The sequence below is a fragment of the Oceanobacillus zhaokaii genome (assembly GCF_003352005.1).
In the GTDB taxonomy this organism is placed as follows: Bacteria; Bacillota; Bacilli; order Bacillales; family Amphibacillaceae; genus Oceanobacillus; species Oceanobacillus zhaokaii.
In genome coordinates this window covers 3039830-3053158 of record NZ_CP024848.1, presented here as the reverse complement: position 1 = coordinate 3053158, position 13329 = coordinate 3039830, and the positions used below count along the sequence as shown (strand labels likewise).

The 13329-nt window shown below is 37.4% G+C and carries 11 protein-coding genes; all 11 read left to right on the top strand.

The annotated features are described in order from the left end of the window. Nucleotides 1-29: 29 nt before the first annotated feature. Nucleotides 30-1676, top strand: a complete 1647-nt coding sequence (locus tag CUC15_RS15395; protein WP_114917513.1) for a long-chain-fatty-acid--CoA ligase — start codon at nucleotides 30-32, stop codon at nucleotides 1674-1676. A gap of 242 nt (nucleotides 1677-1918) precedes the next feature. Next, a complete protein-coding gene (locus CUC15_RS15390; protein WP_114917512.1) occupies nucleotides 1919-3520 on the top strand; it encodes a long-chain-fatty-acid--CoA ligase in 1602 nt (533 codons plus the stop codon). A gap of 77 nt (nucleotides 3521-3597) precedes the next feature. Continuing rightward, on the top strand, nucleotides 3598-4377 hold the full coding sequence (locus CUC15_RS15385) for an enoyl-CoA hydratase/isomerase family protein (RefSeq protein WP_114917511.1): 780 nt from the start codon (nucleotides 3598-3600) through the stop codon (nucleotides 4375-4377). Nucleotides 4378-4453: 76 nt separating this feature from the next. Beyond that, nucleotides 4454-6112 carry an AMP-binding protein gene (locus CUC15_RS15380; RefSeq protein WP_423241345.1) on the top strand — a complete coding sequence of 553 codons (1659 nt, stop codon included), beginning with the start codon at nucleotides 4454-4456 and terminating at the stop codon, nucleotides 6110-6112. A 65-nt stretch (nucleotides 6113-6177) separates the two neighbouring features. After that, the gene (locus CUC15_RS15375) at nucleotides 6178-7716 is read left to right on the top strand and encodes an acyl-CoA carboxylase subunit beta (protein ID WP_114917509.1); all 1539 of its coding nucleotides are present in this window, start codon (nucleotides 6178-6180) and stop codon (nucleotides 7714-7716) included. A gap of 166 nt (nucleotides 7717-7882) precedes the next feature. Next, nucleotides 7883-8863, top strand: a complete 981-nt coding sequence (locus CUC15_RS15370; RefSeq protein ID WP_114917508.1) for an NADPH:quinone oxidoreductase family protein — start codon at nucleotides 7883-7885, stop codon at nucleotides 8861-8863. Nucleotides 8864-8990: 127 nt separating this feature from the next. Continuing rightward, nucleotides 8991-9734 (top strand): SDR family NAD(P)-dependent oxidoreductase, encoded by a 744-nt coding sequence (locus CUC15_RS15365; RefSeq protein ID WP_114917507.1) that lies wholly within the window; start codon nucleotides 8991-8993, stop codon nucleotides 9732-9734. A 230-nt stretch (nucleotides 9735-9964) separates the two neighbouring features. Then, nucleotides 9965-10828: a branched-chain amino acid ABC transporter permease gene (locus CUC15_RS15360; RefSeq protein ID WP_114917506.1), complete on the top strand. Its 864-nt coding sequence runs from the start codon at nucleotides 9965-9967 to the stop codon at nucleotides 10826-10828. Further along, nucleotides 10828-11835: a branched-chain amino acid ABC transporter permease gene (locus CUC15_RS15355; protein WP_114917505.1), complete on the top strand. Its 1008-nt coding sequence runs from the start codon at nucleotides 10828-10830 to the stop codon at nucleotides 11833-11835. Before CUC15_RS15360 ends, CUC15_RS15355 begins: the two co-directional genes overlap by 1 nt. Then, a complete protein-coding gene (locus tag CUC15_RS15350; protein WP_114917504.1) occupies nucleotides 11835-12611 on the top strand; it encodes an ABC transporter ATP-binding protein in 777 nt (258 codons plus the stop codon). Before CUC15_RS15355 ends, CUC15_RS15350 begins: the two co-directional genes overlap by 1 nt. Beyond that, nucleotides 12592-13311 carry an ABC transporter ATP-binding protein gene (locus CUC15_RS15345; protein WP_114917503.1) on the top strand — a complete coding sequence of 240 codons (720 nt, stop codon included), beginning with the start codon at nucleotides 12592-12594 and terminating at the stop codon, nucleotides 13309-13311. The genes CUC15_RS15350 and CUC15_RS15345 overlap by 20 nt, the downstream gene beginning before the upstream one ends. Nucleotides 13312-13329: the final 18 nt, after the last annotated feature.

The window sequence follows — 13329 nt, the reverse complement described above, 5'->3', positions numbered from 1 at the left end:
TCTAGTCAATTGATAGGAGTGTGTAATCAATGAATACTAATCACTTTGAGTTTTGGCCATCTAGTTTATCTAAATCGTTAACAGTTCCGCAGACAACAATATATGATAATTTAGTGATATCTGCTAAGAGATATCCAGATAAAACTTCTATTTATTATTATGGGAAGTCAATTACTTACAAGCAGCTCCTTGAGGAAGTGGAAATACTGGCCGGATACTTAGAAAAGTCATTAGGCATAGAAAAGCAAGACAGAATACTATTGCTTATGCAAAATTCCCCACAATATCTAATAAGTTTTTTTGCTATTTTACGATTAAGAGCAATAGTTATTCCAATAAATCCAATGAGCACGACAAAAGATATAGCATTTTATGTCAACGATTGCGAAATTAAACATGCACTGGTTGGACAGGAACTATATGATAAAGTGAAGCCACTTAAAAAAGATACGACTCTGAAAAACATTATAGTTGCAACGTACTCGGAATATATAGACAAAAATAAAGTAACCAATAATTTCCCAACAGAAGTAATCGAAAAACCACAACCGCTCTCTGAAGATATTTCATGGAGTAATGCATTGAGCGAGGCATATCAGGCTGATTATTACAATGGTTTAAACGATGATATTGCTGTAATACCATACACATCGGGTACAACTGGGATCCCAAAAGGATGTGTACACCCAAATAATACGCTTCAGGCAAATACAGTTGGAGGTGCTTTATGGTTAAATGTTACTGCTGATACTGTAACATTACTAACCTTACCGCTATTTCATGTAACAGGATTAATCCATAGTGCATTAGCTCCTATTTTATCGGGAAGTACGATTGTAATGATGACACGGTGGGATCGTGATTATGCAGCCGAGATGATGGAGGAGTATGGTTGTTCCCATTGGATTAATATTAGTACCATGTTAATTGACTTTTTATCAAATCCTAAATTAGATAATTATGACTTATCTTCATTACGAACGATAGGAGGAGGTGGAGCACCACTTCCAGCAGCAGTTGGTGAACAATTATATGAACGAATAGGATTAAGGTATATAGAGGGGTATGGTTTGTCAGAAACAATTTCCCATACGCATTTCAATCCTCCAAACCGACCGAAATTGCAATGTTTAGGGATACCTTCCTTTGATGTGGATGCTAGAATAATCGATCTTGTTACAGGAAATGAGCTTGGTATAAATGAAGAAGGCGAGCTTATAGTGAATGGTCCTCAGGTTTTTTCAGGTTATTACAATCGAGATGAGGAAAATAAAGAATCACATGTCGAGCTAGATGGAAAACTGTTTTTCCGTACAGGTGACATAGCGAAAATGGATGAAGAAGGTTACTTTTTTCTGGTAGATCGCTTAAAACGGATGATTAATGCTTCTGGATTTAAGGTATGGCCAACCGAGATTGAGTCTATTTTATATAAGCATCCAGCGGTACAACAGGCATGTGTAGTTAGCGCTCCAGATGTAAAAAGAGGAGAGACCGTCAAGGCGTTTATTATTTTGAAAGATGATTTTATTGGCAAGATAACGGAAAACGAGATTATGGAATGGTCTAGGAACCAAATTGCCGCATACAAATATCCACGGATTATAGAATTTACGAAAACTTTTCCTACTACAACCAGTGGTAAAATACTATGGAGAAAATTACAAAATAGTTAATTATTCCATTTAAACGTTAGGATTATATAATTTCAAGAATTGGTTAACTTGGGAGAGATCCATTCAACTCATGTTTTTGAACGTAATATACTTGAGCTAAAGCGTCATACTATATCAGCTCAACATTTGTTATCGAACAAACGTTTCACCTCTAACTTAGATAACGTTCATATTATTTATTTTGAAAAGGTAATTGTAAGCGCTATCTTAAATCCGAAAGTCCTTTCTGGGAGGAATAATTTATGAAAAAAATATGGCTGAAGCATTACCCGGAACACATAGAGAAGGAATTAAAGATACCTAATAAATCACTTCCTCAGATGTTAAAAGAAGCAATCCCACTATATGAAGATAAAGTAGCATTATATTTTTATGGAAACGAAATTACTTATAAGAAACTTGGCGAAATGGTAGATTCTTTTACCTCTGTACTGCAGCAGGAAGGATTTAAGAAAGGAGAAAGAGTGGCAATTATGCTACCTAATTGCCCACAATATGCTGTAAGTTATTTTGGTATTTTGCAGGCTGGTGGAATTGTAACTCAACTTAATCCAATGCTTGTGGACAAAGAACTCGAATATATTTTGAATGATTCAGGAGCCGAATCAATTATTATTTTCGAGCCCTTGTTACCGGTTCTAAATCAGATTATCGACAATACTTCTGTTAGACAAGTGATAAAAGTGAATTTAGAAGGTAGAGATACGGAAGACAGTATGGCAATTGGTTTTAATGAATTTTTAAAAAAGGCAAGGAAGTTACCTGATCAAGCTGATATTAATCCATCTGAAGATATAGCGGTTTTACAATATACGGGAGGCACTACAGGACGTTCAAAAGGAGCTATGCTAACTCATAAAAATCTGTTTGCAAATGTAATCCAAACTTACGAGTTTTTTAAAGAAATAATTGAACTCGGGAAAGAACGCTTCCTTACCGTTATCCCATTTTTTCATGTATATGGAATGACGTCAGCCATGAATTTACCTATTTATACGGGTGCTACTAACTTTATCCTGCCTAAATTTGAACTGGAGGAAGTTCTGCAAACGATAAAAGACGTACAACCAACGTCATTCCCGGGGGTTCCTACTATGTATATTGCTTTAATAAACCATCCCAAGGTAGAAGCTTATGGTCTGGATAGTATTCGTATTTGTAACAGTGGGAGTGCACCGATGCCCGTTGAGATACTTAGAAAATTTGAAGGGAAAACTGGTGCCAAGATATTAGAGGGATATGGTCTTTCAGAGAGTTCACCGTCAACACATTGTAATCCGACTTTTGGCATTAGAAAGCCAGGAAGTGTTGGAATTGGACTTCCATCTACCAGTTATAAAATTGTTGATTTGGAAGAGGGTATAAGAGAACTTCCATCAGGTGAAATTGGTGAAGTTATTATTAAAGGGCCACAGGTGATGAAGGGATATTGGAATATGCCAGAGGAAACCGATTATGCACTTCGAGACGGTTGGCTTTATACAGGCGATATTGCTTATATGGACGATGATGGCTATCTTTTTATTATTGATCGCAAAAAAGATTTAATTATTGCGAGTGGTTACAATGTTTATCCACGCGATGTTGAAGAAATTATTTATGAACATCCAGCTATACAGGAAGCGGTCGTTGTAGGTATTCCTGATCCATATCGTGGGGAAACAGTTAAAGCTGTTGTCGTTTTAAAAGAGGATATGCAATGTGATGAGCGAGAATTAATTGCTTATTGTAGAAAGAACATGTCGGCATATAAGGTTCCGAGAGTTGTTGAGTTTAGGAAAGAACTACCTAAAACAAGTGTTGGAAAGATATTAAGGCGGACAATTAGGAATGAATCCGTTTAATGTATTAGTAAGAGCAGGGATCTTGGAAGAAAAACAGGTATGGGTTGGTACAACTATAGGGAAGGGGATAATTAACGATGGAAAAATTAGTTTCATATAAAAAAGATGAAGGAATTGCTGTTATTAAAATTGATAATCCACCATTAAATGTGTTGGGAAAACAAGTACAAGAAGAATTAAAAGATATCATTCTAGAAATAAAAGAAGACAATGATGTTGTATGTGTACTATTAACTACTGCCGGGGATCGAGCATTTATTGCTGGTGCGGATATAAAGGAATTTCCAAGTATGATGGGTAATCCGACGATGTTGGAAGATGTCATGGTAATGCATCGAATGTTTAATGATTTGGATAATTTACCAAAACCAACAATTGCAGTACTTGATGGACTAACCTTTGGTGGAGGATGCGAGTTAGCATTAACTTGTGATATTCGGATTGTTGAAGAGCAAGCGATGATTGGTTTTCCAGAAATAAAGCTAGGTCTTTTTCCAGGAGGAGCCGGAACACAAAGATTGCCGAGATTGATAGGTGAAGCAAAAGCAAAAGAACTAATGTTTACAGGAGAACCAATAACAGCCAAAGAAGCAAAAAATATTGGCCTTGTTAACCATGTTGTTGCAACTGGAGAGGCGTATGAAACTGCAATAAAGCTGGCGCGTCAAATTGCTAGTAAATCCCTACAAGCATTATCAAGAATTAAACAAGCTGTTGACGAGGGGTTAGAATTAAGTTTAGTAGAAGGAATTGAGAAAGAGGCTTCCCTTTTTGAGGAGGTTTTCAAAACGGATGATGTAAAAGAAGGAGTACAGGCTTTTATTGAAAAAAGGGAGCCGAGATTTATTCATCAATAAACTATTCTTAAAATAAGTTAATAAAATTTGCTCGATCCTTAATGCCACACTTTATAAGGAAAGAAGGAGAATGATAGTGAGGTCCGTATTAAAGAAAAGTTGGCCAAAGGGTGTTCCGGATACGTTAAAATACCGTCTAGGTGAAAAGCCATTGCATGAATACTTAATGAAAAATGCTCTAGAGCGCCCGGGGCAAACAGCATATGTATTTTATGGAAATAACATTACATGGAGTCAATTAAACAACAATACACGCTGTTTCGCTCAGTTTCTTTATAATCTGGGCGTTAGTAAAGGTGATAGAATTGCTCTATTTATGCAGAATTGTCCACAATACCTGATTGGTCATTATGCCATTCAAATGCTTGGTGCAATCGTTGTGCCACTAAATCCAATGTATAAGGAATCTGAGTTAGAGTATTTCATTAATGAAGCGGAAATTAAAGCAGTTATCGCAGGTCAGGAATTGTATCATCTAGTTGAGAATATAAAAGTAAAAACGCCATCACTTCAATATATTATTACAACGAATTACGCTGATTTTCTTCCAGATATTCCGACATTACCATTGCCGAATGAACTCAAAACTACTATCGAAAGAATCAATAGTGATTTTGATTTATTAGAGGCTATTCATGCAAACGAGCCAATTTCAAAGGTAGATAATTTTGATATTTGGGAAGATGTAGGTCTTATGGTATTTACATCTGGAACAACCGGAAGACCAAAGGCGGCAATGCTTACTCTTGGAAATGCTCTGTTTAAAACTGCTGCAACTGCTCAAGGATACCAAATTGAACAAGCGGATAAGACACTAGCTTCTGCGCCACTTTGCCACATTGCAGGAATGGTAATGGGCGTAAATATTCCTGTTTATAGTGGCTCAACATGTATCTTACTAACAAGATTTGATACGGAAGTAGCGATAAAAGCTATCGAAGACTACAAAGTAAATAAGATATATACGATAGCTACGATGAATGCTGCCATTCTAAATTATCCAGGGATTGAAAAAAGAAATTTGACGTCACTTGAATTGAACTTCGCAACGAGTTTTGGAATGAAAATTGACCAAGTTCTAGCCACAGCATGGAATAAACTTACAGATGGCTGCATACTTTTAGAAGCTTCTTATGGACTAAGTGAAACACACACATGTGATACTTTTATGCCAATTGACAACATAAAATTTGGTACATGTGGAATTGCCACTTATGATACAGAAATCCGAATTGTTGATTTTGAAACAGGTAAGGATTTACTACCAGGAGAGCAAGGGGAAATTGTAGTAAAAAACCCGGGAGTGTTTAAAGGATATTTAAATCGTCCCGATGCAACTGAGGAGACGCTTAGAGATGGCTGGGTTTTTACAGGTGATATCGGATTACTTGATGAAGATGGGTTTCTGTACTTCAATGGTCGGCTGAAAGAGATGATTAAGTCGTCAGGTTTTAGTGTATTTCCCGAGGACGTTGAAACTTTAATGAGTAATCATGAAGCAATCTCTCAAGTAGCTATCATTGGTGTACCAGATGAAAGAAGAGGGGAGACTGTGAAAGCCTATATTGTCTTAAAGGATGAATACAAAGATAAAGTCAATGAGAATGAAATAATCGAGTGGTCTAAAGAAAAAATGGCTGCGTATAAATATCCCCGGTATGTTGAGTTTCTTGAACGTTTACCAGCAACAAGCTCTGGAAAAATATTACGGAGAATTCTAAAGGGGAATCATTAAAAAAAGAAATTCTTTAAACGCTAAGTTAAAGAATGCCTTGAATCCAATGGAAGAGGGGATGAGATTTGGAAAATGTAATAGAGGATTTATTAAAACGTAAAGAGAAAGCTAAATATGGTGGTGGAAAAGAAAAAATTCAAAAGCTACATGAATTTGGAAGTAATACGGCAAGGGAAAGAATAGAAAAGCTCGTGGATGCTAATACATTTTTGGAATTAGGGATGCTTGCCCATTCAGACCAAATTGGACTTGAAGAGAAAAGTGCTGGTGATGGTGTAATAACAGGGCTTGCAAAAGTGGATGGACGTCCAATCGTTTTGCAAGCAGCGGATAAAACGGTTTTTGCAGGAACGGAAGGTATGGTATATTTCCGGAAGGCGCAATCGATACACAATTTTGCAGTGAAGCGAGGATTCCCGTTGCTTAACTTAATGGAGGGTGGCGGCCTGAGAATGCCGGACGGAATGGGTTCAGATGGAATAAGTCAAATGCTATTTCCAAATGAACTTTTACTGCACAATCGGCAGGTCCCAATGATCACTGCTATTTTAGGAGATAGCTTTGGTGGACCAACATGGACTGCGGCAACTTCCGATTTTGTAACACAATTAAAAGGAACTACGATGGCGGTAGCAGGACCCCGAATGCTTGAGGTAGCAACAGGTGAAAAAATTTCAAATGAAGAGCTTGGTGGTTGGAAGATCCATGCTAACTACACTGGTCAAGTGGATCGTTTTACCGATAATGAAGAAGCTTCTATTGAGGAAATGAAACAATTCTTAAGCTATATGCCACTTAATGCGACGAAGGAGCCACCTTTTAAAGAAACGAAAGATGATCCATATCGCAGATTGGAAGAAGTTGTTAATATCGTTCCAACAAGGCGACAACGTGCATATGACATGAAAAAAGTAATTAAACTAATTATTGACGATGGTGAGTATTTTGAAATCAAATCATTATACGGTACGGCTCTTATTACAGTAATGGCACGAATCAATGGAAGAGTAATAGGAATCGTTGCAAATCAGCCGATGAAATTTGCAGGTGCTGCAGGTGCAAAAGAATGCGAAAAGGCTACTGATTTTATATGTATGTGCGATTCTTATAATATTCCACTTGTCTTTTTACATGATATTCCCGGTTTTCGAGTATCAAGTGAGGCAGAAAAACTAAAAATGCCAACTAAAATAATGATGTGGAATCAAGCACTTGCCCAGTCTACTGTACCGAAGATTTCTGTTGTGATACGAAAGAGTATCGGTGCAGCTTATGGTAATATGTGTGGGCCAACGATGGGTGCTGATTTTGTTGTAGCCTGGCCAACAGCGGAAATTAATTTTACAGGTCCTGAAGTAGGTATTAACGTTGTGTATGGTCGTGATCTTCAACAATCAGAGAATCTAAAAGAAGAGCGCCAGGAATTATTGAAATCATGGAATTTCGACAGTTCCCCTTATAAAGCAGCGGGGAAGCATTTAATTGATGATATTATCGATCCTAGAGAAACAAGGAAGTTTCTTTCACAAACATTGGAATATGCATGCTTAAAAAACGGGTCAAAAAGTGAAAGACGCCTTGCAAATTGGCCTACAGGTTTTTAAGTTGTGTAAGCACTTTTGGGATAATTCATTTTTAACATACTATACGTTTAGTATCTAAATTTTTTAACTACTACCATTGAATAATAGAAACATTGATCAATTTCTTGGATTTGAGAAAAAGTCGGTGACTAGATTGATCATCTATAAAATATGGGAGGGAATGTAAATGCGCAGCTGGAAGGTTACAAAGTTAGGAGATCCTATCGATGTATTAGATTTACAAGAAACGAAACGGCCATCCGTTGAGGCTGGCAAAGTATTAATTGAGGTTGAGGCATCATCACTTAACTTCTTTGATATTCTACTTTGCCAAGGGAAATATCAGGAGAAACCGCCTATCCCATTTACACCGGGTGCAGAGGTTTCAGGTATTATTCGCGAAGTAGGGAAGGATTGTCATTTAAAGGTAGGGCAACGTATTATTGCAACACCAGCACTTCCGGATGGTGGATTGTCTGAGTGGGTTTGTGTTCCAGAAGATTCGGTCTATGTGATATCAGATTCGATGTCTGCTAGTGAGGCGGCAGCTATGTTTATTACCTATCAAACTACCTATTATGCATTACATCACCGCGGTAATTTGCAAAAAGGAGAGGTTCTTCTAGTTCATGCAGGGGCAGGAGGGGTAGGCTCTGCAGCTATTCAAATTGGCAAAGCTATCGGTGCTAAAATTATTGCGACTGCGGGTGGATTAGAGAAAGTACAAATATGTAAGGAACTAGGGGCAGATATTGCTATAGATTATAAATCAGAGGATTTTGTGAAAATTGTAAAAGAAGAAACGAATGGACGTGGAGCAGATGTCATCTATGATCCAGTCGGTGCGGATGTATTTGACCGATCGCGTAAATGTATAGCTTTTGATGGACGTCTTTTAGTGATTGGCTTTGCAGGAGGTCGTATTCCAGAAGTACCTGTTAATCATGCCCTAATTAAAAATTATTCTATCGTAGGTGTTCATTGGGGGCTCTTCGGAAGATTATTTCCAGAAAAGGTTAAAAAAATTCATGATGATTTAATGAAGCTCTATGATGAAGGGGCAATACGTCCATTGATTTACCGGGAATACGATTATAAAGAAGTTCCTAATGCGTTGGAAGTTTTAGCAGACAGGAAAACATATGGGAAATTGATAGTTAAGCCTTAATATTATCCGAATTTTAGTTCTAGTATATTCTCCAAGAAACAGAGGGAGATCTATCAAGTTCGAGAAGTACAAGTGGTGAAGTTCTGAAATGTTTCTCCAACTAGTGGAACTTTGAAAGGGTGGTTTGATGAGGTTACAAGATAAGGTTGCTATTATTACCGGTGGCGGGGGTGATATTGGTAGGGCATCTGCTATACGATTTGCAATGGAAGGTGCCAAAGTAATGATTGCCGATATTAGTGAAGAAGCAGGTGTTGAAACAGTAAAGTTAATTAAGCGGAATGGAGGCGAAGCAGCGTTTATTAAATCAGATATGACTATTCCAATCGATGTAGAGAACTTGATCCAAGAAACGATAGATGCATACGGACATTTAGATATTTTATTCAATAATGCAGGCGTGAATAGTAAAGAGAAAAAACTACCAGACATTTCACTGGAAGAATGGCAAAAAGTTATGGATATAAACATAACGGGCGTGTTCCTTGGAATGAAATATGCCATTCCTAAAATGGAGCCAGGAAGTTCCATTATTAATACTACAAGCATTGCTGGAATTAAGGGCCAAAAACTAGTATCGGCCTACTCGGCTTCTAAAAGTAGTGTAATTGCACTTACGAAAACGGCCGCAACAGAATTTGGAAGGAATAATATCCGAGTTAATGCAATAGCCCCGGGCATTATTGATACGAATATGGTAGAGGATTGGAAGAAGACAGATAAATGGCCTGTTCTATCTACTGCAAATGCGCTTAAGAGAATCGGAAAACCAGAAGAAATAGCGAATGCAGTTCTATTTTTAGCTTCCGATGAAGCATCATTTATTACCGGTGAAACCCTGATTATTGATGGAGGGACATTGAATATTTAATATGAAAATATTGTTTGCTCTTCCTTTCATTTCTATTCTATGATTGTTGTTTCATTTATCACTAAAAGACCATCACAGAAGATACTCCTTAAAATGGGAACATTATTATACGGGAGTAATTCCTGCTACACAGACTGATGACAATATAAAATAGTAATAAATCTGTTTAGAATGATTCCTATTCCTTTAGAAGGTAAATCGCTAAAAGAAAAAAAGTGAGGTGAAGAGTAATGGAATTGTTTTTTCAACAATTATTAAATGGTCTTTCTAATGGGGGAGTTTACAGCCTAGTAGCATTGGGGTTGACAATGGTTTTCGGAATCCTTCATGTTCCTAATTTCGCTCAGGGTGCGTTTTATATGATTGGAGCATATGTAACATTGACCGTCATGACTTTATTTGGTGTTCCATACTGGATAGCTATGCTATTAGCGATGTTGGTAACAGCATTACTTGCCCTTTCATCAGAACGTCTTATCTTTCATCCGTTAAGAAAATCCCCTGCCCTCCATCAAATGATGGGTGCGATTGGTATTTTGTTATTTCTAGTTGCACTGGCTCAAGTTATTTGGGGGCCTAATTATCAGAAAATGGTTAGCCCATATGGAGAGGCGATAAAAATCTTTGGGATCACATTTACACAACAGCGGTTAATCGTAATCTTTGCTACTGTAATTATTATGCTTATCCTTCATTTCTTCTTAACAAAGACAATGATTGGCTCAGCAATAATTGCAATGGCACAAAATAGAGAGGGGGCCTATTTGGTAGGAATTAATGCTAACATGGTCGCCATGCTAACCTTTGCGATATCAGGTATACTAGCTGCTGCCGCTGCATCATTATCTTCACCAATAAATCTCGTTTTTCCTGGTATGGGCGATCTAGTGATAATGAAGGCATTTGTTATCATCATTATAGGGGGAATGGGTAGTATTCCAGGTGCAATTATAGCAGGTTATCTGCTTGGTATTGTGGAAAGCTTTGGGGCAACGTATATTTCAGGAGAATATAAAGACGTTATTGCGTTCGTTCTACTTGTCATCATTTTGACAGTGAAACCTACAGGGCTATTTGTTAGGAGGGCTAACTAATGGCAACGATATTCAATAAACGAAATGGAATATATCTTATTCTCGTTATCGCTCTATTCATGCCGTTTATTGTACCGAATGAATATATATTGCATGTACTGGCATTAGTTTGTATTTGGTCAATCAGTGTGTACGGGATAAATATTTTCACTGGATATACTGGGAATTTATCACTAGCACATATTGGATTCTTCGCAATAGGAGCATATACGTTAGGGATATTAACAGTGAAAGCTGGTTGGAACTTTTGGATCGCACTGCTTGCTGCGTGTGTCTTAGCAACCATTTTAGGTATATTAGTAGGATTAATTTCTCTTCGTACAAATGGTCATTTCTTTGCGATTTACACGATGTGTGTTGGTTACATTATTTATTTAATCATAGATAAATGGGATAGCTTAACAGGCGGGGTCAGGGGATTGATTGGAATCCCAAGTCCATCACCAATTGGACCAATTAGGTTTGATAGTTTAACAGCCCATTATTATTTACTGCTTTTTTTCCTTATATTGACCATATTTATTACAAAGCGGATTGTACAATCACTCTTAGGACGTACTTTTATTGCTATACGTAATAGTGAGGAGCTAGCACTTACAATCGGAATATCAACTAAGAAGAATCAATTATTAGCATTTGTTATTTCTTGTTTTTTTGCATCTCTCTCTGGAGCACTTTACGCGTCATTCATCCGATTTATTGGACCGGAAATAGGCTCAACTTTTCTAGGATTTGAGATGTTAATTTACCTAATAATAGGCGGGATTGGAACAATTTCTGGCCCCGTTATTGGAACATTGCTTATTGTCTTTTTAACACAGTCGTTACAGTTCTTACAAGAATATAGGATGTTAATTTTTGGGCCTATTTTACTTTTAATTGTCATCTTTTATCCGCAGGGGATTGCAGGTGCGATTAACGATCTTACAAGTAGATTAAGGCGGCGGAAAATAAAAGGGAATAGGCAGAACGAGGACAAACGAGCTGGCGTAGAGGAGGTAGGGTAATGATTCTCAAGGTTGAAAATCTAACTAAATCGTTCGGCGGGTTAAGGGCAGTAAATGAAGTTAATTTCGAAGTTAAAAAGGGAGACATTCATGCAATAATAGGTCCAAATGGTGCAGGTAAATCAACGTTCTTTAATCTAATTAGTGGGTTCCATCGCCCTACATCTGGAACCATAATGTTTAAAGGGGAAGATATCACAAAAATGCCAGCAAATAAAATTGCTAAGCTTGGAATTGCTAGGACATTCCAAACTACAAATCTCTTTGAAGATGAAACGGTTCTAGATAATCTCATTATCGGTAATCGTTTAAGAACAAAATCAGGCCTTTTCGATGCAATTCTTCGTACGAAACGGGAGAAAAGGGAAGAAATGGAAAGTATTCAAAAGGCTTATGATGCACTAGAATTTATGGAAATTTCCGATTTATCGGATGAACGAATTGGAAATATTACACAGGAACAAAAGAAAAGGGTTGCCTTTGCTTTAGCGCTCACTACAGATCCTGAATTGGTGCTTCTGGATGAGCCGGCCGCAGGTGTTAATCCTGGTGAAACGGATGGGCTGTCTACATTGATTAAAAAGATGGCAGAAAGTGGACTAACGGTTTGTCTTATTGAACATAAGATGTCGATGATTATGTCTCTTGCAGATCGGATAGTTGTATTAAATCAAGGTGCTCGCATTGCAGAAGGAACACCTAAAGAGATTCAAAATAATCCAGTTGTGATTGAAGCTTATTTGGGGAGTGAAGAAGATGAGCCAGTTAAAGTTTAATATTACCGATGTATCTGTTAACTATGGTCCATTTACTGCACTACAAGGAATTAATATGGAGGTGAAACAAGGGGAACTCGTTGTATTACTTGGGGCAAATGGTGCAGGTAAGAGTACGATATTCAGGGCAATCAGTGGTCTAACGAAGCCTAAAAAAGGAGAAATTCAATTTCTTGGTAAAAAAGTAAATGGCATGTCGCCAGATAAACTAGTGAAGCTTGGAATTGTACAATGTGCGGAAGGGAGAAAGTTGTTTCCTGAAATGTCCGTTTCTGAAAACCTTCAAATGGGTGGGTTTGTACACCGGAAAAACAAGAAGGAATTAAAGATGATTATGGAGCATGTATATGAATTATTTCCCATCCTCAAAGAAAAGAAAGGTGATCATGCCGGTTCGATGAGTGGTGGACAGCAACAAATGCTTGCAATTGGAAGAGCATTAATGTCGAAACCAAAATTACTTATGCTCGATGAACCATCTTTAGGTCTTGCACCATTAATAGTGAAGCAAATGTTTGAGATCATTCAGCGAATCAATAAAGAGGGTACAACCATTTTATTAGCTGAGCAAAATGCAAGTGCGGCCTTAAAGATAGCCGATAGAGGTTACGTTATCGAAAACGGCCAAATTGTAGTAAAAGGTAGTAGTGATGAATTATTAAACAATCAAGAGATACGCAAGGCATATATTGGGGCGTAGCTAAAATATTGGTATAGG

What these genes read in the sequence shown, in the direction of transcription:
- CUC15_RS15365 (WP_114917507.1), top strand. Translation starts at nt 8,991, where the DNA reads ATGAGGTTACAAGATAAGGTTGCTATTATTACCGGTGGCGGGGGTGAT.
- CUC15_RS15395 (WP_114917513.1), top strand. Translation starts at nt 30, where the DNA reads ATGAATACTAATCACTTTGAGTTTTGGCCATCTAGTTTATCTAAATCG.
- CUC15_RS15370 (WP_114917508.1), top strand. Translation starts at nt 7,883, where the DNA reads ATGCGCAGCTGGAAGGTTACAAAGTTAGGAGATCCTATCGATGTATTA.
- CUC15_RS15390 (WP_114917512.1), top strand. Translation starts at nt 1,919, where the DNA reads ATGAAAAAAATATGGCTGAAGCATTACCCGGAACACATAGAGAAGGAA.
- CUC15_RS15385 (WP_114917511.1), top strand. Translation starts at nt 3,598, where the DNA reads ATGGAAAAATTAGTTTCATATAAAAAAGATGAAGGAATTGCTGTTATT.
- CUC15_RS15345 (WP_114917503.1), top strand. Translation starts at nt 12,592, where the DNA reads ATGAGCCAGTTAAAGTTTAATATTACCGATGTATCTGTTAACTATGGT.
- CUC15_RS15355 (WP_114917505.1), top strand. Translation starts at nt 10,828, where the DNA reads ATGGCAACGATATTCAATAAACGAAATGGAATATATCTTATTCTCGTT.
- CUC15_RS15360 (WP_114917506.1), top strand. Translation starts at nt 9,965, where the DNA reads ATGGAATTGTTTTTTCAACAATTATTAAATGGTCTTTCTAATGGGGGA.
- CUC15_RS15350 (WP_114917504.1), top strand. Translation starts at nt 11,835, where the DNA reads ATGATTCTCAAGGTTGAAAATCTAACTAAATCGTTCGGCGGGTTAAGG.